This window comes from Chitinophaga sp. LS1, assembly GCF_034274695.1.
Classification (GTDB): Bacteria; Bacteroidota; Bacteroidia; order Chitinophagales; family Chitinophagaceae; genus Chitinophaga.
Genome location: NZ_CP128362.1, coordinates 3,809,322 through 3,832,034 on the forward strand (window position 1 = coordinate 3,809,322; position 22,713 = coordinate 3,832,034).

At 44.6% G+C, this 22,713-nt stretch carries 18 protein-coding genes; 14 read left to right on the forward strand and 4 right to left on the reverse strand.

Features of this window, described 5'->3' with window-relative positions; translation table 11 throughout:
• Positions 1-7: 7 nt before the first annotated feature.
• The 14 genes from QQL36_RS15780 to QQL36_RS15845 all read left to right on the forward strand — a co-directional run bounded on the left by QQL36_RS15780 (position 8) and on the right by QQL36_RS15845 (position 14,683).
• Positions 8-1,246, forward strand: a complete 1,239-nt coding sequence (locus tag QQL36_RS15780; RefSeq protein WP_321570225.1) for a glycosyltransferase family 4 protein — start codon at positions 8-10, stop codon at positions 1,244-1,246.
• Positions 1,247-1,332: 86 nt separating this feature from the next.
• Positions 1,333-2,580, forward strand: coding sequence for a hypothetical protein (locus QQL36_RS15785; RefSeq protein ID WP_321570226.1), 1,248 nt, complete (start codon positions 1,333-1,335; stop codon positions 2,578-2,580).
• Positions 2,489-3,622, forward strand: a complete 1,134-nt coding sequence (locus QQL36_RS15790) for a glycosyltransferase family 4 protein (RefSeq protein WP_321570227.1) — start codon at positions 2,489-2,491, stop codon at positions 3,620-3,622. Before QQL36_RS15785 ends, QQL36_RS15790 begins: the two co-directional genes overlap by 92 nt.
• Positions 3,615-5,000 (forward strand): hypothetical protein, encoded by a 1,386-nt coding sequence (locus QQL36_RS15795; protein ID WP_321570228.1) that lies wholly within the window; start codon positions 3,615-3,617, stop codon positions 4,998-5,000. The genes QQL36_RS15790 and QQL36_RS15795 overlap by 8 nt, the downstream gene beginning before the upstream one ends.
• Positions 4,969-5,952, forward strand: a complete 984-nt coding sequence (locus QQL36_RS15800; protein ID WP_321570229.1) for an acyltransferase — start codon at positions 4,969-4,971, stop codon at positions 5,950-5,952. The genes QQL36_RS15795 and QQL36_RS15800 overlap by 32 nt, the downstream gene beginning before the upstream one ends.
• Before the next feature lie 9 nt (positions 5,953-5,961).
• A complete protein-coding gene (locus QQL36_RS15805; protein WP_083722769.1) occupies positions 5,962-7,068 on the forward strand; it encodes a glycosyltransferase in 1,107 nt (368 codons plus the stop codon).
• Positions 7,052-8,122: an acyltransferase gene (locus QQL36_RS15810; protein ID WP_321570230.1), complete on the forward strand. Its 1,071-nt coding sequence runs from the start codon at positions 7,052-7,054 to the stop codon at positions 8,120-8,122. Before QQL36_RS15805 ends, QQL36_RS15810 begins: the two co-directional genes overlap by 17 nt.
• Entirely contained in the window at positions 8,119-9,270 is a 1,152-nt protein-coding gene (locus QQL36_RS15815; protein ID WP_321570231.1) for an XrtY-associated glycosyltransferase XYAG1, read from the forward strand. Before QQL36_RS15810 ends, QQL36_RS15815 begins: the two co-directional genes overlap by 4 nt.
• A 1-nt stretch (position 9,271) precedes the next feature.
• Positions 9,272-10,180 carry a glycosyltransferase family 2 protein gene (locus QQL36_RS15820; protein WP_321570232.1) on the forward strand — a complete coding sequence of 303 codons (909 nt, stop codon included), beginning with the start codon at positions 9,272-9,274 and terminating at the stop codon, positions 10,178-10,180.
• A complete protein-coding gene (locus tag QQL36_RS15825; RefSeq protein ID WP_321570233.1) occupies positions 10,180-10,644 on the forward strand; it encodes a VanZ family protein in 465 nt (154 codons plus the stop codon). Before QQL36_RS15820 ends, QQL36_RS15825 begins: the two co-directional genes overlap by 1 nt.
• Positions 10,619-11,167, forward strand: a complete 549-nt coding sequence (locus QQL36_RS15830) for a WcaF family extracellular polysaccharide biosynthesis acetyltransferase (protein ID WP_321570234.1) — start codon at positions 10,619-10,621, stop codon at positions 11,165-11,167. Before QQL36_RS15825 ends, QQL36_RS15830 begins: the two co-directional genes overlap by 26 nt.
• 2 nt (positions 11,168-11,169) lie before the next feature.
• A complete protein-coding gene (locus tag QQL36_RS15835; protein ID WP_321570235.1) occupies positions 11,170-12,399 on the forward strand; it encodes a WcaI family glycosyltransferase in 1,230 nt (409 codons plus the stop codon).
• A gap of 11 nt (positions 12,400-12,410) precedes the next feature.
• Entirely contained in the window at positions 12,411-13,796 is a 1,386-nt protein-coding gene (locus QQL36_RS15840; protein ID WP_321570236.1) for an undecaprenyl-phosphate glucose phosphotransferase, read from the forward strand.
• A gap of 212 nt (positions 13,797-14,008) precedes the next feature.
• Positions 14,009-14,683 carry a hypothetical protein gene (locus tag QQL36_RS15845; RefSeq protein ID WP_321570237.1) on the forward strand — a complete coding sequence of 225 codons (675 nt, stop codon included), beginning with the start codon at positions 14,009-14,011 and terminating at the stop codon, positions 14,681-14,683.
• 176 nt (positions 14,684-14,859) lie between these two features.
• Here QQL36_RS15845 and QQL36_RS15850 read toward each other — a convergent pair whose 3' ends face one another.
• From QQL36_RS15850 to QQL36_RS15865, 4 genes are all read right to left on the reverse strand, one after another.
• The gene (locus QQL36_RS15850) at positions 14,860-16,377 is read right to left on the reverse strand and encodes a malate:quinone oxidoreductase (RefSeq protein ID WP_321570238.1); all 1,518 of its coding nucleotides are present in this window, start codon (positions 16,375-16,377) and stop codon (positions 14,860-14,862) included.
• A 182-nt stretch (positions 16,378-16,559) separates the two neighbouring features.
• Positions 16,560-17,930, reverse strand: a complete 1,371-nt coding sequence (locus tag QQL36_RS15855) for a rubredoxin (RefSeq protein WP_321570239.1) — start codon at positions 17,928-17,930, stop codon at positions 16,560-16,562.
• Positions 17,924-21,412: a molybdopterin-dependent oxidoreductase gene (locus tag QQL36_RS15860; protein ID WP_321570240.1), complete on the reverse strand. Its 3,489-nt coding sequence runs from the start codon at positions 21,410-21,412 to the stop codon at positions 17,924-17,926. The genes QQL36_RS15855 and QQL36_RS15860 overlap by 7 nt, the downstream gene beginning before the upstream one ends.
• Complete coding sequence (locus tag QQL36_RS15865) at positions 21,373-22,671, reverse strand: MFS transporter (RefSeq protein WP_321570241.1); 1,299 nt, start codon at positions 22,669-22,671, stop codon at positions 21,373-21,375. Before QQL36_RS15865 ends, QQL36_RS15860 begins: the two co-directional genes overlap by 40 nt.
• Positions 22,672-22,713 lie beyond the last annotated feature (42 nt).

The following is a 22,713-nucleotide window of genomic DNA, read 5'->3' on the forward strand; positions in this document are numbered from 1 at the left end:
ATCAAATATGAAGATTATTATTTCGACAGGACAGGGCAGGTTGCATCTGATACAGTCCGCCATTGCCATCAAAGAGCAGGGAGTAGATGTGGAAGTGATTACAGGTTGGGTACCTGGGAAGAACTTTCCAGACAAATTTATTAATGTCATGGGCAAGCTGGTAGGCCGGAGTAATCTGGCCTACGGTTTGCGAAAACGCTCTCCTAAAGGATTCCCGAGAGAGCAAATCCGCACATGCAGCTTCTCTGAATTTTATATCCAGTTTCTTTTTATCCTCACCGGAAAGAAGGTTTTAACGAGAGATAAAGCGGCAAGAATGGGATGGAAAGCGTTTGGTACAGAATCAAAAAAGTACATCCGCAACAGCCAGATCTTTCATGTACGCAGCGGCGCAGGCCGCGCAGGCGCTATTGAAAAGGCCCGTGCACAAGGTATGAAGGTGGTAGTAGACCACAGCATTGCACACCCCAGCGAGATCAAAAGACAGCTGGACAAACTACTAAGCGAAAGTAAAGAATCAAAATTCATCAATATCTCTGATGGCTTCTGGAACAATGTGTTGAAAGATTGTGAAGAGGCAGATGTGGTGCTGGTAAATTCAGACTATGTGAAAGACACTTTTGTTGCACAGGGTTTTGCTGCTGATAAGATCAAAGTGATTCACCTGGGTATTGATGAGAGCTTTCATTCACTAAAACGATCTTATGAGTCAGGTACGATCCGCCTGGTGTTCACAGGCAACTTCGGTGTACGCAAAGGTGCTCACCTGATAGTATCCGCTATCGAACAACTTATTCAAAAAGATTTTCCTTTCACACTGGATGTGATTGGTAATGTATCGAACGAACTGGCTATTCCGGATTGGTTCAGGAATCATCCGGGTATCACCCTGCATGGTTCCATGCCACAGGATCAGCTGAAGACATTTCTCGCAAAGAGCGATCTGTATATTTTTCCGACATATGTAGAGGGCGCTGCACAATCTGTGAAAGAGGCGATGGCAGCAGGACTACCGGTAATCACCACTGTAAACAGCGGGGCGCCGGTAACACACATGGAAAACGGTTTTTTAATTCCCGATGATAACGCCGATGCACTGGCAGCTGCTATCCTGCAACTAAGCGCAGTACCGGCACTGAGAAAAGAAATGGGACTCAATGCTGCAGAAACGATTCGTACCGGCCATACATGGGAACGATATGCACAGGAAGTAACTGAATTATATAAAAGCATAATCAGCGCATGAATTTATCCAGGAACAAATCGAATATAAAAATCGTATTGTACTCTCTGCTCAGTTCTGTGCAGATGTCATTTGTGGGTACGCTAATTATGAGTGAGATATATGCAGGTCTCAATTCTCTTTCTTTTAGCCGTATCCGTCAGTTATACCGCAATAATCCTGACGTGAAAAGAATACAGGGAGCTTTGCTGATATTCCTGGCCATACAAATGTTGAGCGATGTGATTAACAACAATAGCGTGAACAATATGCTAAGAGGTTGGGCGGCGATTGGGGTATCTCTAGTGGTTTTTACGTTTATGTTCAGGATGTTCGACGATACGCCCCGGATCATTATCGCCTTTATGTGTGCCGAGGTGGTCAGGTTGATTCTCTTTGGCAGTTCGAGTCTGGAGCAGGATACCTCTTCTATGATGGAGGACTATTCGGTATTTAAGTTCAGGATTGCACCAATTACCAACTATATTATTTTAATCATTACGTTTTACACGTATAATAAGCGAAAGGATGTACTCACCGTAGCCATTATTATGGCTTATGGACTTACAAATGTGGCACTGGACTTTCGTTCGAACGGGATGTTCTTCCTTTTTGGAGGATTGATCATTCACTTCCGCAGGGTACTTATGCATATGACTCTAGCGAGGAAAATTGGCTTAACCATTTTTGTGGGCATTTTTTTCCAGATCCTGTATATATTTTATGTAAATGCGGTATTGTCTGGTGAATTTGGTGGTAAGCATGCCGATGATCAGCTGTCACAAGCAGATAATCCTTACAATCCATTTGCTTTGATCGGACAGGGGCGCGGGGAATTTTTTGTAGCCATCGAAGCTATAAAAGATGCACCCTGGCTGGGACATGGCTCCTGGGCAGTAGATGAGAACAATCATTACCGCAGTCTGATGTTTAAAGATCTTGACAGAGACAGGAGTCGTATGGAGGCACTTAATAACAGCGGTGTGATACCCAGTCACTCTATATTATTGGGGGCTTGGTTGTATGGAGGTATCATTGCATTTCTCTGTATTTTCTACATCTTCTGGTTGGTCATGAAACGGGCGTTTTCACTCATCATGAATGAGCGGGCTATGGAGACACCTTACTACCCGATCCTTGTATACTTTACGGTTCAGCTACTCTGGGTATTCCCATTTTCACCTTTGCCACATATCCGAAATACGCTGCCATTGATAATCGGATTTATACTTACCATTTACCATTCAATACAAAACGAAGAAGACGATGAAGAAGAAGATCTGCTTCCTGACAACGGGGGATATCACGACGATAGCTACTATGAAGCGCGCCCTGGGAATGGCCAATCCATTAGCTGATCTGGGATGGGAGGTCTCCATCATTGCGATGGACTGTGCTGAGAACAGGGAAAGAGCCAGCATAGAGTGTGGCCCTGATGTAGCTGTATATTTTTATAAACCAGCCAACATGAATGGTGAGGTGGAACAAAAAATTATGCTGCTAAAGGAGATTCGTCCTGATTATATTTATTTCTGCTCATTTGGATTCCGTAACTGGATACGAAAAAGCGCACTGGGCTTCAACCCACAGATGGTGATTGAACACTCTGAACTACAATCAGGTATTCCTGATAATAAGGGATTGAAGAAGATCATGGCACACTTTATCGAATCACTGTCTGTGGTATATGCAGATAAACTGATTTGTGCCAGCCGTTATCTCGAAACTTTCTATCGTAAGAGATCTAAACAATTTATGCGTCGTAGCTTGTCTGTGCTGTACTCTCCATATGCTTACAGTACAGAAGTGATTGACGCTCCCAGGCTGCACCTCGATGAACTGCAGGCAAAGTATGCAGGGAAAACGGTGCTCATCTATATGGGAACAATGACAAAGAACTATGGTCTGTTCACCATGCTGGAAGCAGTGAAGGAAGCAGTGAAAGAAACACCCAATATCAAGTTATTGCTGCTGGGTAGAGGCCGGCATCTGGATGAAGCGAAGGCATATGTGAAAGCGAATGGTCTTGAAGAATACATTGAGTTCCTGGGTTATGTACCTGAAACCATGCTGAGTTCCTACTTCGAACTGGCAGATGCATTCATCTCTCCATTGAACAATACGGTACAGGATTGGGCACGTTGTCCCAGCAAGATCTACATGTACATTCCTTTTCATAAACCGGTATTCACCTGCAATATTGGTGAGCCGAAAGAGATATTTGGTAACGAAGGGTACTACTTCGACAATACTCAGCCGGGTTCCCTGGCAGAGTTGATTACGGGGCTTGTCCGGCAGCAGCTGGAGCGTGTGCCATTGGACGTTACAGCGCATAGCTGGACAACCCGTTCCCGTGAATTTTCCAACTGGATACTACAAAAAGAACCGATGTATGCATAAAGCTGTTTTACTTTCTAAGGGAGAAGGAAACTTTTATTTCGGTTTCCATGATCTGATCGCATGGAACTATGCTGGCGATAAATTACTCGCATTAAGGATCGATGATATGCTAACACCGCCAAATCCTGATGTACCGTGTGATATCGGGTACCTGGACAAGGAAGGAAAGTATCATAAAATGGGAGAGACTTATGCATACAATTATCCACAGGGTGCACGCCAGCAGTGGATTGGTAAATCAGATCTCTTCATTGTAAATGATAAGATCAATCATGCATGGCGTTCTAAAATCTATAATACAAAGACAGGTGAATGTACACCATTGGAATTTCCTACCCATGTGATTACAGATGATGGCTGGGCGTTTGGTCTGGACTATGCGCGGTTGTTCAGAGTAGGTGGTTATGGTTACACCGGTTTGCCTGATGCATATGCAGGTGAAGATGCACCTGCAGATTCTGGTATCGTGAAGCACAATGTATACACAGGGGAAGAAGAGATCATCATCTCTGTAGCAGAGGTAGCGAACTACCAGATGAATGCGAACCTGGGGAATAACCATTACTTCACCCACTTGTTACTAAACCCTTCACAGACACGTGTTTGCTTTTTGCACAGATATAAACTGAAAGATGGTGGTGAGACCACGCGCCTCATGACTATCAATACGGATGGCTCTGAACTGCATTGTCTGGCAACCGGTTTTCTGAGCCACTTTGACTGGCAGGATGATAACCATATTGCTATATGGGGACGTACAGGTAGTAGTGTGGAAAAACTGCGTAGTTCATTGTTATATCGCATGCTTCCAACTGGTTTGGTAGGCCGGGCGAAAAAAATAATCAAGAAGATCTTATATAAACCTAAGCCAGGTGTGAACAGTAATCCAGGTTTCAACTGGTTGTTGTTTTCAGATACAGAAGGTGCGCCGCACTCTTTGCTTGCAAAGGATGTAATTACTGAAGATGGGCATCCGATGTTCTGTCCTGCTAACAGGGATTGGATGATCTGTGATACCTATCCCAACAGCGAAGGTATCCGCACCTTGTTTTTATTCCAATACAGTACACAGCAACGCATAGATCTTGGCACTTATAAAATGCTGGATCAGCAGCCTGACCTAGATAAATCTATGCCATACCTGCAAGGTGTGGAAAAGACGGTGTTGAAAGCATTCTCTCCTCAGCAGATGGCTTTCACGCGCAGTGGTCTGCACTGTGATCTGCACCCAAGATGGAAAGGAGACGGTACCATGGTAGCGTTTGATTCCATTCATGAAGGCAGCAGGCAAATATATGGATTCGATGTAAGTGATATTATTAAATCAAAAGACACAACCCCCGCACATGAACGACAGGCAGCACATTACGGGGTTTGATTTTATCAGACCTATCGCCGCTTTTAGTGTTGTATGGATACATGGCTGTGCCGGCAGTATCTTGACGAAAAAGTTGAACCCGTTGAATGCTTATGCGGTACCGGTATTTATCGCTATTTCAATGTTCCTCTTTGCCTGGCAGATCATCGGAAAGGGTCGCCGAAACTTTAGAGAAATGCTGGTGACCCGCATCCAGCGACTGATGATTCCTTTCTTTTTGTGGACACTGATTTACCTGGGTATTAGAATATTTAAAGCAAGGTTTATACACGAGCCTTTTGAAATGAAGTGGATAGAGACGTTCGTGTTCAAAGGCAGTTCTTACCAGTTGTGGTACCTGCCAAACCTTTTCTACCTCAGTCTCCTGTTCTTTCCTTTATTGAATGTGGCTGTGCGAAACCGGAAGATAGCAAATGTGGTCATCTTCTGTATTGTGTGCATATCTGCTATTGTGTTATGGTATACACCTGCTGATATCAAACAGGCCGATTGGTTCACCAGGCATATCCTGTTGTACTTCGTGCCTTCACTGATTTCAGCATCGATAGGGATGTTGTTTTACATCAACTATGAAAAGGTGAAGGAGAAGTATGGCACCAGCTTACACATACTGGTACCGATATGGGCGGTGGCGTTGTTTTTTGCACAGCTGTTTATGCCACATGTATTGACAGGATTGGCTTTTGTAGCGGTGTTGTTTCCATTGCTGCTATTCCAGATAAATGGTAGTTATCCGGGTATGATGGCATTGTCCAGAAATTCAATGGGCATTTACCTGATACACGGTGTGTTTCTGGAAGGGATTAAAACAGGCATGCAGCTCATCCATCATCCTGTACAGGGACTGGCGCTGACATTGGGATCCATTATTGTGACTTACCTGCTCAGCTTTGGTGTGTCTGAGATCTTATCGAAGAATGACATTTTGAGAAAGTACCTGATGGGCAATTAAACTTTTAACATGATTGGCATTTTGCAACCATATATACCTCATTACAGGGAGGAGTTTTTCAACATGCTGAAGGAGCAGTTGCCAATGGACCTGTATTGTTATGAGAAGCAGGCCGATATTGGCAAGCATCATTTCAAAGAGGGAAATACCTGCATTATTCCTTTGCGTGCATTTATGAAAGGACCATTCGTTTTGTATAATCCTTTTCCGTTGCTGAATAGGAAATACAATGTGCTGGTGCTGATGCTGAACTTTGGTCACCTGAGTACCTGGCTGATCCTTTTACTGAAGCCTTTCATCAAACAAAAAATTGTGTTGTGGGGACATGGGATTTCTGTAAAGCGATATGTGAAGGAAGAAAAGAAACCGCACCTGTTACTGCGCTGGATGATTGGCTTGTCTGATGGTGTGTGGTTCTATACAAAGAAAGAACTGGAAGTGTGGAAAACCTTTATGCCGAAGATGAACGGACATGCATTGAATAATACGATCTCTGGTGTGGATGCCATTCTCGAATTGAACATGCCTGATAAGCAATCTTTGAGAGAAAGATATGGTATTACCCAGCAGCGTGTGCTCATCTACTGTGCAAGATTCAATGAGCCGGGTAGGCGGGTAGATCTGCTGGTAGAGCTGATAGAAAGATTGTCACCCGAAGGATTCGCATTTGTGATCATCGGTGATGGCAGATTGAAGCCGGATTTTACCCAATATACACATGTACATGACTTTGGTGCCCTGTATGACAGAAAGGTGAAGGATGAGTTGTTCAGCATGGCGGATATTTATTTTCAGCCGGGATGGGTAGGCTTATCTATTGTGGAAGCGATGTCTTACGGTAAGCCGGTATTTACATTCAAACGTTCTGAGTCTGTATTGCAATGTGTGGAATACAGTTATATCAGACACGGTCACAATGGAATGATCTTCGAGAGCATGGCGGAGTGTGTAGATGTATTGTCGCTCTCTACAGAAACAGAAATAGGCAGAATGGGCGAGAATGCCCGCGCTTATGTAAGGAAAGAATTAACCATGGATACAATGGCGGATAATGCAGTGACCGCCATCCGACATATTTCTTCACCCAAGCCTGTACTACATGAAGACGCAAAATAAGTTATGGCCTTTAGAGGTATGCAGGGGATTGGCAGCTTTGTATGTGGTATTGCACCATTCACGGGAGCTATTGCCTGCACCGATACGACCTTTGTTATTGTTCGGTCAGGAGGCAGTGATTTTGTTTTTCCTGCTTAGTGGTTTTGTGATTCATATTAACTATAGCACGAAGTCTGAATTTGACAGAAAGGATTTTTTGTGGAAACGTTTTGTGCGCATCTATCCCATTTTTATTGTGGTGATGATATTGAGTGTGGGGATCGATATGGCGACTGGTGGCGATGCACATACTGACCTGCGCAGCTTTGTGTATAACATGGTAGGATTGCAGGATTCACAGTTACAAAAACCGGGGATCGGGTATCCCACTTTTGGAGATAATGATCCTTTGTGGAGTCTTGGGTATGAGGTATGGTTTTACCTGTTCTATGCGATTACAGGTGCTGCAAGGTTTAACAGGAATTTATTGGCAGTGACGGTGATATCTGTGGTAGCTGCCGGAGTGTTTAGTTTCTTCCCGAATAAGGCTTGTCTCACTTTATTATACCTGCCTATCTGGTGGCTGGGTGCTGCACTGGCAGAAGCTACTCTTTCTAATAGTAATGCGCCGTTTTGGAAAGGTATGGGGAGTTTATTGCTCACACTGGCTGCGTACGTGGTTGCCAGCTATCCGGAGATCAGGGCCAGTCATGGTACAATAGGATTACATCCTTTTATTGAAATCAGGCATTTTATGGCAGCCATTGGTTTTGCCATCGTGTGGATAGCTGCACAGCGGTTTGTAAATGCAGACAAGTTCAGGTGGCTGGAACCATTGTCTTTCCTCGCACCAATCTCTTATGGTATTTACATCGTGCATGTGCCTTTACTACGATTGGTAAAGCACTACATGGGATCCGGTGCATTGACATGGATCTGTTTTGCAGTACTGACTTTAGTGATGGCTTACCTGTTAGAAATACATTTTCAGAAAAGAGTGGCTATGCCCTTATTGATAAAAAAACGTAAGAAAGCAGCTGTTGCCATGCCGGTGATCAGCGCAAAAGCATCATGATGAAAATCTTATTTATTGTTCCTTCTTACAAGCCGGCTTTTATATACGGCGGGCCCATTGTAGTGATCGCCAGATTGGCTGAGAGACTTGTAAGCCTTGGGCATGAGGTGACTGTATTCACTACCACTGCAAACGGTCATCAGGAATTAGAGGTGCCTTTAAAGACGCCTGTGCCGGTGGATGGTGTAACGGTGTATTACTTTCCAAGAATAACAGGCGATCATACACATGTATCTCCTGCTTTGTGGAAACATACGTGGAAAACAGCGAAGTCATTTGATGTGGTACATATTCATTCATGGTGGAGTTTCCTTGTATTAGGCGCTTCGCTCATGTGCAGACTGAGAGGCATCAAACAGGTACTTTCTCCGCATGGTATGTTCTGCGATTATGTACTGACGGCTAAGAACCAGGCAAAGAAAAAGGTATTGCACAATGTAATCGGCAAGAGTTTACTTAAGCATACTTATCTGCATACTTCTTCTCCTATGGAGTGGAATGAGTGCCTGCGCATCAATAACGGCTGGCAGGGGGCAAAGATCTTTAATCTGGTAGACCTGCCTGTGGTAGACTGTCCCCGTCAGGAGAATGAAGTATTTACTATTAGCTTTTTGTCTCGTGTAGATCCTAAGAAGGGGTTGGATATTCTGCTCATTGCTTTATCGAAAGTGCCTTTCAAATACAAATTGCAGATAGCAGGTTCAGGTGAGGAAGCGTATGTGGCAGAACTGAAATCGATGGTTGCTACACTGAACATGGAAGATCATGTAGAGTGGGTAGGCTGGAAGAATTCAGAAACGAAATTCCCTTTCCTTGCAAATACAGATTTGTTCGCCCTCACTTCGCACAATGAAAACTTTGCGATCGTAGTGATCGAGTCTTTGTATGTAGGTACACCGGTATTGATCAGTAACAATGTGGGATTGTCCGGCTATGTAGAACAAAACAGGCTGGGATGGATTACAGGTATTGAAGACATTGAAGAGGTAAGAGCGAAGCTGACCCTGGCTTACAACGATAAGCTGGAACGCAACCGTATTACGGCTACAGCGAAGGATATCATCAACAGGGATTTTAATGAGAACAAGCTGGCAGGAGATTATGTCACCTTGTATCAACGTTCAGGAACAGCGAAAAAGATAATATAATATGGATCTGGCAGTCATTATTCTTACATACAATGAAGAGAAGCATATCGGTCGCTGTCTGGAAAGTATGCGACAGGTATCAGATGAGATTTATATCGTAGATGCATTTTCTACGGACGGTACGGTAGCGATTGCAGAGAGCTATGGTGCAAAGGTGTTTCAGCACACATGGGTGAATTATGCACAGCAGTTTCAATGGGGACTGGATAACTGTGGTACCAAAGCTTCGTGGGTAATGCGCATGGACAGTGATGAATACCTGGAACCGGCATTGATTGCAGAGATCAATGAAAAAGTACAGGGACTGCCAACAGAAGTGAGTGGTATATACATCCGCAGAAAGGTATTGTTCAAAGGCAAGTGGATCAAACATGGTGGTTTCTATCCACACAACCTGCTACGCATCTGGCGAAATGGAATAGGCAGTATAGAGCAGCGCTGGATGGATGAACACATTGTACTGTCCGAAGGAAAGACAGCGCAGTTCAAAGAGCACATAGTGGATTACAACCTGAATGCGATACACTGGTGGGTGAACAAGCATAATAACTATGCCATCCGTGAGATGGTAGACCTGCTGAATATTAAATACGGCCTGCTGAGTGCAGATAAGCGATTGCTGGAAATGGAGAGCACGCAGGCGAAGCGAAAACGGTTCCTGAAGGAGCGGGTATATTCTTCTTTATCACCGGGTATGCGGGCTTCCTTTTACTTCATGTACAGGTACATTTTACGATTCGGATTTATGGACGGGTATCATGGATTTGTGTTTCACTTTATGCAGGGGTATTGGTATCGCTTACTGGTAGATGTGAACCTGGAAGAGTTTGAAGGAAAGCTGAATGGGGATAAAGGGAAGGAGAAGATGCTCGCTGTGTTGAAGGAGGATTATAATATCGTGCTTAATTAATGAAAAGGATCTTTTATAGTGTTGCATATTTCGTGGGGCTGTTTTATATCGTGTTTTGGGCGCCGTGGAGAAAAGGTGTGAAGTTGTCAGATGCAGAGCGATTGCGATTACACCCGATCGTGGATAGTGTGAAGGAGTTGTTTGACACACATGGAGGTACGTGGTTAGTCCATGCTTTTTTTTTCTTCGGCAACCTGTTTGGCAATATCGTGTTGTTCCTGCCTTTTGCATATGTGATGATGCAGGTATTCAATATGAAGAGTGTAGTGAAGATAGCCGTATTAGCTTTTTTGTTAAGCCTTGCCATTGAAATCATACAGTATTATACAGAAAGTGGAGTCGCTGATGTTGACGATATACTGCTCAATACGACTGGCGCTATAGCTGGAGTTTATTTATGCCGCTTTTTTCAAAACAAATCAAAGACTTCATACACCGATGAACACAGATCTATCCAGGTTTAACACAGGTAACTATGCAGCCGGACCCAAGTGGAAAATCGGATTATGGTACCTGGTTAACTATTACATTTTTAACAGTGCTTTGCCATGGCCCTATGGCATTAAGCGGAAGTTGTTGCGCTCATTTGGCGCGAAGGTGGGCAAAGGTCTTGTGATCAAGACCAAGGTGAGGATCAAGTATCCGTGGAAGTTAGAGATTGGCGATCACTGCTGGATTGGAGAGAGTGTGTGGATCGATAATCTGGATGAGGTGCATATCGGCAATCATGTGTGTATATCGCAAGGGGCGATGTTGCTGACGGGTAATCATGATTACAAACGCAGTGATTTTCCTTACAGACTGGGTGGTATCAGGATAGAAGATGGGGTGTGGATCGGGGCACAGTCAGTAGTGTGTCCAGGTATAGTATGTGGCTCCCATGCGGTGCTGACAGTGAAGTCAGTCGCAGCGAAGGATATGGATGCCTGGCTTGTTTATGCAGGGAACCCTGCTATTTCAGTACGAAAAAGAGAGATTTTAGTATAGTTATGTCCAAGCGAATATTATTGATAGGTGGGAACTTTTCACCGGAACCTACCGGGATAGGGAAATACAATGGTGAGATGATGAAATGGCTTGCAGAGAACGGATATGATTGTACAGTGATCACGAGTTACCCTTATTACCCGGAGTGGAAGGTGCAGCCTCCTTACGACAGGAAAAAGAACTGGTATACGAAAGAGAAGCAGGGCAACCTGACGGTATACCGATGTCCGCAATATGTGCCGGCAAAGCCTACGGGCAAAACGAGGATCATGCTCGACTTTTCATTTGCCGTATCTGCATTTTTTAAGTTGCTGACGTTGTTGCCCCGGAAGAAGTATGATGTCGTGATTACGGTAGTGCCACCTTTCCATCTGGGATTGCTGGCGGTGATCTACAAGAAACTGAGAGGTGCGAAAGTGTTCTATCATATACAGGATATGCAGATAGAGGCAGCGAGAGACCTGAAGATGATAGCTTCGCCAAAGCTGATCAATATACTCTTCAAAATGGAGCGGTATATTTTCAGACAGGCAGATATGGTGGGCAGTATTTCGGATGGTATGATGAAGAAGATCCGGGAAAAGGCGAAGAAAGATATTTTTTTCTTTCCGAACTGGGTGGATGTAAACAAGTTTCATCCTATTGAAGAGCGGTTGTTGTTGAAAACAGAATACGGCTTTGCCGCGACGGATAAGATTGTCTTGTATTCAGGTGCGATCGGGGAGAAGCAGGGGTTGGAATCCATTCTGCTGGCTGCACAGACGTTGAGAGCAGACAGACATCTGAAATTTTTGATCTGTGGGTCAGGACCTTACAAGGAGCGGTTGGTGTCGCAGTCGCAGGAGATGGGATTGGAGAATGTGATCTTTTTCCCTTTGCAACCATTTGAGCGGTTTAATCACTTCCTGAATATGGCCGATGTACATCTTGTGATACAAAAAGCAAATGCCAGTGACCTGGTAATGCCGAGCAAGCTTACGACAATTTTAGCAGTGGGCGGTCTGGCATTGATAACGGCCAATAGCGGCACGAGCTTGCATGACCTGGTGTCTGCGCATAATATGGGTATACTGGTTGATGCAGAAGATCAGCAGGCTCTCAACGAAGGGATACTGCGGTCTGTAAGTGAAGATGTGAGCGTGATAGCAGGAAACGGCAGAGCGTATGCAGAGAATTATTTGGCAGTAGGGAGGATTATGGGGCGATTCGAAGAACATGTAGTAGTAGGATAAAACTTATTTTTATGTTGAACCGTTATTTAAAAATATGCAGCATTCAGATCCTGATTATGGATTTCTTTTGTCTGAATGCTTTTTTCTTCTTTGTTTCTTACTGGTTACAACAAAAAGAGGTACCAGTACACCTGGATAGAGATACTTTTTTACTCGCTTCAAATATTGCATGGGTTATTGCGTTGTATACTACGGGTATTTATTTTTTGAGTCAGCAGATGTCTTATGAAAAGATAGCCAGGAAAACGATTCAGGGGATTTTGCTATACCTGCTTTTAATATTGTTATTTGTATTTTTAAATAAAGAAGCCTATAACCGTATTTTCATCATCACTTATTGTTCGCTTTTCCTCATCATTGTATTGGCAGACAGGCTTTTCTTTTATATACTGACGCATTATCTGATGCGGCGGAAAGAAATCGAGCGGAAGGTGGTTATCGTGGGTTATAATGACCTTTCCAAGCAACTGGTCGATAACCTGCTGGGCAGAAAGGGTAATCTCCGTTTTGAGGGTTATTTTGAGGAATACAGTAATGTGCATGAGCTGTCATATTATCCCGTTATCGGCAACTTGCAGGAGTGCATCAATTATGCACAGTTAAATAACATCAGGGAGATCTATTCGACTTTATCACCGGAGCAGTTTCCTTACCTGTATACATTGGCCCATGAAGCGGAGAAACATTTTATCCGTTTTCGCTTTGTACCTGATTTCAGGATGTTTGTAAACAGGCAGATCTACATTGATTACCTGGATAACATTCCTATTATTTCACTGCGGTCAGAGCCGCTGGATGATATTGCAAACAGGATCAGGAAGCGTTTCTTTGACCTGATATTCAGCTTAGGGGTGACGGTCTTTTTATTGAGCTGGCTGATACCTTTACTGGCGCTGCTGGTGAAGCTGGAAAGCAGGGGACCGGTATTCTTTATCCAGAACAGAACTGGTCGAAATAACAAAACATTCCGTTGTCTGAAGTTTAGAAGTATGTATGTAAACAACGATGCGAATAGTAAGCAGGCGACGAGAAATGACAAGCGATTTACCAGATTGGGAAAATTCATGAGAAAGACGAATCTCGATGAGATGCCGCAATTCCTGAATGTGTTGTGGGGAGATATGTCGATCGTAGGGCCCAGGCCGCATATGCTGAAACATACGGAAGAATATTCGGCGATTATTCAGAAGTATATGATCAGGCATTTCTTAAAACCGGGTATTACGGGCTGGGCGCAGGTAAACGGTTACAGAGGGGAGATTACAGACGATCTGCATCTGAATAAGCGAATAGAGCATGACATCTGGTATATGGAAAACTGGTCGGTGTATTTTGATTTGAAGATCATTTTCCTGACAGTATTTAATACCATCAGAGGAGATAAAAATGCATTTTAACTTTTTTTTGAATATAGTGAAAGGCAGTTGGGTTGTATACTATTTATAAGCTAGCATGATACAACCTTGAAAAAAAACATCAGATTGGCTATATTTTACTAATATAAGTAATAATGTTAATAGCAAATAACAGGCATTAAGTGTTAGTTTTACACTCCGGCATTATTATAAGCCGACAACCAACTTTAGGAAGCCTGTAAACAGCGTTGTAAATGAAAACTTCTGTGTCAGCACAAAATTTCCTTGAGGACAACCGGCTTATTGAGGACATCTTTCACGAGTTGAAATCCATTGTAGCGAGTATACTTTCCAGCGTAGAGCTGATCGCGTTATATGATGGGAAGCAAGTCGAAGGAAGAATAACCCGTCAGACGGAGGCCGTCAAGTCGCAGGTGATCGAATTAGACTTCCAGCTGCAAAATGTACGGATAGTACAATATATGCTAAACAAAAGTTTTGCGTTTAAGAGGAAGCAAACGAGCCTGCATTTATTTTTGAATCAGTTGATCCGAGATGAACCATATAATAAAGTGTTGCAACCCGTCACTGAGTTACCATCTGTAATAAAAGGGATTGATGCTTACATAGATGAGTTTGTGATCCGGCAGTTGGTATTGAATCTTTATTTTTGGATGAACCGGCATTCAATGAGTCATCAGTTGCCTAAACTTATATTTAGTTTTGAAGAAAGCTATTTTGAGATCAGGGGAAATTTCTATGCAAACTATTTCAGGGATGCTGATAATGAATTGCTCAACCAGCCGGTGTGTTATTTGATGTCTTATATGGCGGCGTTGCATGAGGGGAGTTTTGATTTGGTGATAGAGCCGGGAAAAAGTGTGAGTGTAGTGGTGAGGATACCGTATAAGCCAGTGGGGTTGAGGTAAAAAAAGTCTCTTAGAAACAATAAGATAAGGTTAAAACAAAGGGGATATATCCATATCCCCTATTTTTTTTAAAAGTAAAATCAAATTATTAGGGGCAGGCCACAGGCCTGCCCCTAATAATTTGTGCTCAAACAAAAACGCTTTTGCCTACGGCAAAAGCGTTTTTGTTTGTATTTCTAAGACTTTAATTCCAGTACATTATTCGCCCATGACCTCACCTGTTCCAGCATATCAGGTTCATCCGCCAGTTTCTTCCCATAAGAAGGAATCATCTGCAACAACTTGTTCCTCCACGCTTCTGTCGCCAACTCCTTCTTAAAGCACTTATTCATCAACTCTAACATAATAGACACTGCTGTACTTGCACCAGGAGAAGCTCCCAACAATGCAGCAATGCTACCATCCGCTGAACTTACCACTTCTGTACCAAATTCCAGGATCCCACCATGCTCCGGATCTTTCTTAATCACCTGCACACGCTGTCCTGCTACTTCCAGTTCCCAATCTTCCATCTTCGCCTCAGGCAGAAAATCCTTTAATGCTTCCAGCCTTTCTTCCGGTGACTGACGTACCTGGTCAATCAGGTATTTTGTCAATGGAAGGTTATCAAGACCAGCAGCCAGCATCGGACGGATATTATTGAACTTGATAGAGCGTGGTAAATCCAGCCAGGAACCTTTTTTCAGGAACTTGGTAGAGAAACCTGCATAAGGTCCGAACAACAATGCCTTCTTACCATCGATCATACGTGTATCGAGGTGAGGTACAGACATTGGCGGTGCGCCTACAGACGCTTTACCATATACTTTAGCAGCATGCTTTTCAACAATTGCCTGGTTTTTACAAACCAGCCACTGTCCGCTTACAGGGAATCCACCGAAACCTTTACCTTCTATGATATCAGATTTTTCCAGCAGTGGGAGTGAACCACCACCAGCGCCGATGAATACAAATTTCGCCTGTAATGTTCTTTTTTTACCATTCTTCAGATCCTTCACTTTCAATCTCCATCTGCCATCTTCTCCCTGTTCCAGGTCTTTCACCTCGTGTTCGAGGTGAAGATTTACACCAGGTTGTTGTTGCAGATAAGTAATGAGAGAGCGGGTGAGGGCACCGAAGTTGATATCAGTACCAGCTTCCATACGGGTAGCTGCTACTTTTTCGTTAGGGTCACGACCTTCCATTACCAGGGGGATCCAGTTTTTGATCACCGCAGGGTCTTCGGAAAATTCCATGCCTTTAAAGAGATTATTTGCAGAAAGCGCCTGTTGACGTTTCTTGAGATATTCTACGTTGTTCTCTCCCCATACAAAGCTCATGTGAGGTACGCTCTGTATGAAATTGCCCGGCGAGTTTACGCAACCTGCCTGCACGAGGAACGACCAGAACTCTTTTGAGATTTCAAAAGATTCTGCAATCTTGATCGCTTTTCCGATGTCGATAGATCCGTCCTTCTTTTCTGGTGTGTAGTTCAGCTCACAGAAAGCAGAATGGCCTGTACCAGCATTGTTCCAGGCATCCGAGCTTTCTCCGGCGATCACGTCCAGTCGTTCGAAGATTTCTATTGTCAGCTCCGGTTGTAATTCTTTCAGCAATACGCCTAGCGTTGCACTCATTATGCCCGCACCGATCAGTACGATGTCAGGCGCCGATTTAGGAGACATATTATTATTTTTACGCGATTTGCAGCGCAAAAATAATACTTAATGATCGGATTTTGTAGTGAAATCAGGGTTTTTTGACTCTTTTTATAGCACTAAAAGGATGAGAATGGTGTGGAAGGTACTGGGAGTGGTGGTATTAGAAAGATGCAAATGTATTGTTAAAGCGCCGATTTCGCCAGCGGCAGCAAGGGAATAACTCCCGGGGAATTCCGTTATGCCGTAAGTGTAGCATAAGAAACCTGTTTAAAATCCGCTTTGGGTCCTTCGCACAGTGCACACTGATACTGATCCGGCAATTGCTCAAATGGGGTATTGGGCACTATTGACTGATCAGGATCCCCCATCTGCTCATCATAGATACTCAGGCATGCAGGACACTGGTGCACGTATTTCTCCACAGGTGGTATAGCTACTGTATGCGCTGCAACATAGCCCGGCAGCGGATCATTGGTGTTGTGTCTTTCGTAGAAGTACTTGCAGAGTGCAGTGATGTAAGGACCCAGATGTTCTTTGGCTACACCAGACCGGTAATTGATCAGGATGCCTGAATTGGGATTGAAGTCCGGCGTATAGCTGATATCGTAACGCAGCTGTCCTTTGAGCACTGTCTTGTATTTAGCCTCCTGCTGTGTGATGACGATGCTCCCAAAGCAATGATGACCTACGCTGAAACAAAGCCCGTAGGTACGTACATCCGCACTATCAAAATGCCGGATGATGTGGCGTTTGAGCACCAATGCATCTTCATTATTATCTGGTATCTGCCAGTTCAGTTCATTGGCCGCATGTCGTACATTGATGCCATACTTCCCTAATAAATAATCCCACAGCGGGCGGTGCTCCTGCTCAATATTCCTGATGATCAATGATTTCCAGGGGGTAGCATAGAGCTGGCCTGTCTTTGTTTCCAGACAGATATGACAGAGCCCTTTCAAAAATGAAACAGGGAAGTATTCATTCCTGCGGTAAATACCCAGCCAGTAATACTGATCGTACTTATTGAAACCCTCATAGTAAGGCAGGTGAAAGTCTGGTAATTGCAGGTCTTTCTCTACAGGCACTCCCTGAATCGGTTCATGGTTAAGCAGCTGTGTTTCCAGCTGTCTGCTCAATTCACCGATGTGATTTGTGTACAACTGCTCCGGCCATGCAAAGAGCTGGTTACTCTTCGGATAGCGAAATACCAAATGCCAGTAATTGGGTTGCGTACCTGCTATCCAGTTCAGGTGCCCTGTGAAGAAAGGAGTAAAGGTATTGCGGCTATCACAGACATTGATCTTGAGTTTCGATTCCCAGTTCAGCATTTCAAAGACATCTTTATAGATACCTTCAGAGAGCCAGGTATTGGAAATGAAGATACCGGTGGCTGGATAAGCGCTGATGATATTAGGTGTTGTGCTGACATGATCCGCGAATAATAGGGCTGTTTGAGCAGATACTTCTATGATCAATTGCTGCCGCTGTCCAAAACGAACCTCCGATATCTTTGCTGTTTCCGCAATTTCTAAGATAGACAGCAGGTAGCCGGGAGAAATAATCCCCCCCGTAAAATTGATGTGTATAGTCTGTGTTTTCTTTAGCATGGTTGTAATACCTTTTCAAGGATCGCCTTTACCTCCGGCTTGCAGCTACCACAGCCAGATCCTGCTCCTGTAGCCTGACAGATGCCTTCCAGCGTGTGCATTCCTTCTTTGATCTTCTCTTTGATGTTCCCTTCTCCCACACTGCCACAACTGCAAATGAGCTTTCCGATTACAGGAGTCGCCTTTTTATTGGACCGCAACAGGGCTAATCGTTTCTCTGATAATTCGATCTTATTGGCAATCAGGTCCCTGAACTCCAGGAACTCTGACTTATCACCTATTAATATAGCGCCAATGAGCCGGTCATTGTGAATGACACACTTTTTATAATAGCGCTTGGACTTATCGATGAATACAACTTCTTCATAAGCAGGGTCGTTTGGTGTCTCTACAGTGCCCATGGAACAAAGGTCTGTGCCATGCATCTTCAGGATGTTCATGAAGAGTGAGCCCTGATAATAAGTGCTGATATCTCCACTCAGGAACTTCGCTACCACGGCCGCCTGTTGCTCTGCAGCAGCTGTAATACCATAGAGCGTGCCTTTGAACTCTGCGATTTCACCGATAGCAAATATTGCAGGATCACTGGTTTGCATGTAATCATTTACAATCACTCCTCTATTGCAGGTGAGCTGTGAAGCCTGCGCCAGCTCTATATTTGGGGTGGTACCTATAGAGAGTACGACTGCCTGACAAGGTACATGGCGGCCACTTTTCAACCGGATACCATCTAATGCCTGTATGCCTGTAAAGCGCTCTATTTCATCATTGTACAATATTTCAATGCCTCTGTCAGTCAGTTCTTCATATAATAACTGACTACCCAGCTTGTCCAGTTGTGCGGACATGAGGCGGGAAGTACGTTGCAGTACACCTACTTCTATACCAATCTCTCTGAGCGAAGCAGCGAGTTCGATGCCTAAGAGACCCCCACCTGCTATCATCACCTTTCCTTTGGCCGGGTCGATATGTTTGATAAATGCATCGGCATCCAATCTGTTGCGCATAGTGAATACCCCTTTTAATGATGGTACACCCTTGAGCATGGCTGCTCTTGAACCCATCGCGAGAATAAGGATATCATACTGGTGTTCATTGCCCAGGCTATCAGTGACTGTTTTGTGCCTGCGATCTATATCTACGATGCTGATGCCTCTGAGCAGATTCACTTTTAGCGAAGCTTCTTCTTCATCTGTCATCTTTACCAGCTGTTGCCACTGCTGGGTACCGCTGATATAATCAGGGAGCATGACCCTGTTATAGAAAGGGAAGTTCTCTTTGCTGAATACGGTGATTTCATCTGTTGTATTCATCGTCCGGTACGACTTTACAAAACCACAGGCACCTGCACCCGCACCGATAATAATGATACGTTGTGTGGGCTTTTGAAAGCGCTGTACCTGTACTGCGGTATATTTTAAGTCAGGTTGTTTGGAAATAGGATCTACCAGCGTATGGGTCAGATTGTTTGCCCTGTTCAGATCACTGTTGAGTGTCTTGCCCCAGTGCATAGGCAGGAAGACCACCCCTTTCTTGATATTGGTACTGAGCTGTGCTTTCACACGGACGTTGCCGTTAGCATTGTAAATCTCAACGATATCATCCGCTTTGATGTCTCTTTCTGCTGCATCGTCGGGATGGATCTCCAATAGTGGTGCTGGAATGTGTTGTTTTAGTTTGCTCACTTTCCCTGTCTTACTCATGGTATGCCACTGGTCGCGGATACGGCCTGTGGTAAGAATGAGCGGTAGCTCAGGATCAGGAGGGGTAGAATTATTCCCGTCCGGAAAGGAGTGAATCGCTGCTTTGCCGGTTTTGGTATAAAAAGTATGATCTGTGAAAAGACGGGGTGTACCAAAGCCTTTTGCTCCCTGTGGATAAGGCCATTGCACAGTGCGTTTTTCCTGTAAGGTGGTATAACTTAAGCCGCTTACATCGATGTTGGTACCCGCTGTAAGGCGGCAATGCTCATCATAGATAGCGGCAGTATTTTCATAGTCAAAACCATGGAAGCCCATCTTGATTGCAAAGCGACAGATGATCTCTGAATCAGGCAGCGCTTCGCCGGGAGGCGTTGTGAGTTTTTGGAGATAACTGATGCGGCGTTCTGCATTCGTCATAGTGCCTTCCTTTTCCGTCCAGGCAGCGGCGGGAAGGATCACATCAGCATATTGCAGGGTTTCAGGACGATTGGATATTTCCTGTACCACTACAAACTTTGCTTTCTTTAAGGCTGCTTCTGCTAATCGTGCATCAGGTAAGCTTACCAACGGATTTGTACACATAATCCAGATGGCTTTTAGTGTACCATCGTTGAGCGCTGTGAACATCTCGGTGGCGGTAAGACCGGGTTTTTCTGAGAGCGGCACGCCACCCCAGAACGCTTGTACTTCTTTGCGATGCGCAGGATTATCCAATACACGATGTGCTGGCAGCAGGTTGGATAAGCCACCTACCTCACGGCCTCCCATAGCATTGGGTTGACCTGTGAGAGAGAAAGGTCCTGCACCGGGTTTGCCTATCTGTCCTGTAATCAAATGAAGATTGATCAGGCTGAGATTTTTGCGCACACCAACTACGCTTTGATTAAGGCCCATGGTCCAGAGGGTCATGAATCCGGTCGCATTCCCAATCAGGGACGCTGCTTCGTAGATAGCATTTTCAGGTATATCACAAATTTCGGCGGCACTGGCTATGCTGCGTTCCATTACGATATCCCGGTATTGTTGAAAACCATCTGTGTGATCGCGAATGAATAGAGGATCAATATGCCCCTGTTCTATTAATACACGACCAATGCCATGATGTAATACAATATCGGTACCGGGATGGATCTGCAAATGCAGATCTGCCGTAGCACAACTCTGTGTAACACGGGGATCGCTGACGATAATTTTCAAATCAGGATTAGCAGCTTTTGCAGCTTCTACACGTCGCCATAAAATAGGATGACACCATGCAGGGTTCGCACCAGCTACGAAGATGCAGTCAGCGAGTTCAAGGTCATCGTAAGCACCGGGTACACTGTCTTCGCCCAACGCCAGTTTGTAAGCAGCAACGGCACTGCTCATACAAAGGCGTGAGTTGGTATCTATGTTATTACTCCCAATGAATCCTTTGATGAGTTTATTGACAACATAATATTCTTCTGTAAGGCATTGCCCGGATGCGTAGAAGGCTACTGCATCCGGGCCATATTGTTGAATGATTTTTGTAAACACGGCAGCAGTGCGATTCAGCGCCTGATCCCACGATACGCGTTGCCTGGGTAAGTGGCGGTTGTAGCGCATCTCAGGGTAGAGCAACCGGTCGCTGGTATCCATCACAGTATAGTGAAGGTTCATCCCTTTGGAGCAAAGCATGCCCCTGTTTACAGGATGATCTTTATCTCCCTCTACCTGGATCTTTCCCTGCCTGTCCTGGTGCACGATGATCCCACATCCTACTCCGCAATAGCAACAGGTTGTTTTGTATGAAGCCATGATTTCGCTGGTTTACTGATAAATCTTGTGAGCATCACGATGAGCGATACACCAATTACGATGTAGCCAATGTAAGTGAATGCCTGTATATAGGAGATCGATTCAGACTTAAACAGGAAGCCGAAGAGCATACCACCCAGGTTACCCCCTGCACCTACGATACCACTGACCAGTCCAATGTTTTTCTCATTGATAAAAGGTACAATGCCGTAAGTAGCACCATTGGCCATCTTGAGGAAGAGCGCAAAGGTGAGCATAGAGATGATCGCCAATGTGAGATTACCAGCCTGTGCAAAGAACAACAGGCCAATGCCTTCGAGTAATAATACGATGGCGAGCAGACGGCCTTTGCCTTTGAGACCAAAGCGGGCACCTACTTTGTCAGATACGATACCACCCATGGCACGGGCAAATAGGTTCATGAATCCAAACACGCCTGCCCAGAAACCTGCACTGCTCTGTGATAAATGAAACGTGTCGACAAAGTGTAATGAAGCCACATTGTCAAAAGTGATCTCCATACCAAAGCACATCGCATATGCCAATGTCAATGCCCAAATGCGCCAGTCAGCAAGGATGGAATAATCAGTTTTTGTTTTATTCGCATGATGGTCTATCTCATCGAAATTACCATCAGGTGTATCTTTTGTATAGCGTGAATAGAGGAAGGCTACGATCAGCATCATGATGCCGGGAAGGATCATTGCATACCGCCAAGCTTCAGATTTTGTGAACCCCAGGCCCACAATGGTTGCGAAGATAACCGGCATCACCATGTTCGTCACTCCACCACCCAGATTGCCCCAGCCACCGGTTACTGCATTGGCAGTGCCTTTGATATTCGCAGCAAACATCATGGAAGTATGATACTGTGTGACTACGAAGGATGCGCCTATCACACTGATGGCTAAGCGGAAAAGTAAGAAAGTAGTATAGTCTCTGGCCAGTCCTACCAAAAATACCGGTAATGAACCAGCGATCAGCAGCCGGATAGCCGTCTTACGAGGCCCCCAGGTATCACAGAGTTTACCGATGATAAGGCGGGCCAGTATAGTACCCGATACGGATGCGATGATAATATTGCCTACCTGTGCTTTAGAGAGACCCAGGTCTTCACGGATGGTGGGCATGAGCGGTGCAAGACCGAACCAGCCGAAGAAGCAAACAAAAAACATGAGCCACGTAATGTGAAAGGTGCGCATGTTAATGCTATTCAGTGAGAACAGCGGGAGGGTTTTGAGCTGGTTGTTTTGCGACATAGTGCAATGAGTTTTTTATTTGAGTGATGGCATGGCGGTGCC

What these genes read in the sequence shown, in the direction of transcription:
- QQL36_RS15780 (WP_321570225.1), top strand. Translation starts at nt 8, where the DNA reads ATGAAGATTATTATTTCGACAGGACAGGGCAGGTTGCATCTGATACAG.
- QQL36_RS15785 (WP_321570226.1), top strand. Translation starts at nt 1,333, where the DNA reads ATGAGTGAGATATATGCAGGTCTCAATTCTCTTTCTTTTAGCCGTATC.
- QQL36_RS15790 (WP_321570227.1), top strand. Translation starts at nt 2,489, where the DNA reads ATGAAGAAGAAGATCTGCTTCCTGACAACGGGGGATATCACGACGATA.
- QQL36_RS15795 (WP_321570228.1), top strand. Translation starts at nt 3,615, where the DNA reads ATGCATAAAGCTGTTTTACTTTCTAAGGGAGAAGGAAACTTTTATTTC.
- QQL36_RS15800 (WP_321570229.1), top strand. Translation starts at nt 4,969, where the DNA reads ATGAACGACAGGCAGCACATTACGGGGTTTGATTTTATCAGACCTATC.
- QQL36_RS15805 (WP_083722769.1), top strand. Translation starts at nt 5,962, where the DNA reads ATGATTGGCATTTTGCAACCATATATACCTCATTACAGGGAGGAGTTT.
- QQL36_RS15810 (WP_321570230.1), top strand. Translation starts at nt 7,052, where the DNA reads ATGAAGACGCAAAATAAGTTATGGCCTTTAGAGGTATGCAGGGGATTG.
- QQL36_RS15815 (WP_321570231.1), top strand. Translation starts at nt 8,119, where the DNA reads ATGATGAAAATCTTATTTATTGTTCCTTCTTACAAGCCGGCTTTTATA.
- QQL36_RS15820 (WP_321570232.1), top strand. Translation starts at nt 9,272, where the DNA reads ATGGATCTGGCAGTCATTATTCTTACATACAATGAAGAGAAGCATATC.
- QQL36_RS15825 (WP_321570233.1), top strand. Translation starts at nt 10,180, where the DNA reads ATGAAAAGGATCTTTTATAGTGTTGCATATTTCGTGGGGCTGTTTTAT.
- QQL36_RS15830 (WP_321570234.1), top strand. Translation starts at nt 10,619, where the DNA reads ATGAACACAGATCTATCCAGGTTTAACACAGGTAACTATGCAGCCGGA.
- QQL36_RS15835 (WP_321570235.1), top strand. Translation starts at nt 11,170, where the DNA reads ATGTCCAAGCGAATATTATTGATAGGTGGGAACTTTTCACCGGAACCT.
- QQL36_RS15840 (WP_321570236.1), top strand. Translation starts at nt 12,411, where the DNA reads ATGTTGAACCGTTATTTAAAAATATGCAGCATTCAGATCCTGATTATG.
- QQL36_RS15845 (WP_321570237.1), top strand. Translation starts at nt 14,009, where the DNA reads ATGAAAACTTCTGTGTCAGCACAAAATTTCCTTGAGGACAACCGGCTT.
- QQL36_RS15855 (WP_321570239.1), bottom strand. Translation starts at nt 17,930, where the DNA reads ATGCTAAAGAAAACACAGACTATACACATCAATTTTACGGGGGGGATT.
- QQL36_RS15860 (WP_321570240.1), bottom strand. Translation starts at nt 21,412, where the DNA reads ATGGCTTCATACAAAACAACCTGTTGCTATTGCGGAGTAGGATGTGGG.
- QQL36_RS15865 (WP_321570241.1), bottom strand. Translation starts at nt 22,671, where the DNA reads ATGTCGCAAAACAACCAGCTCAAAACCCTCCCGCTGTTCTCACTGAAT.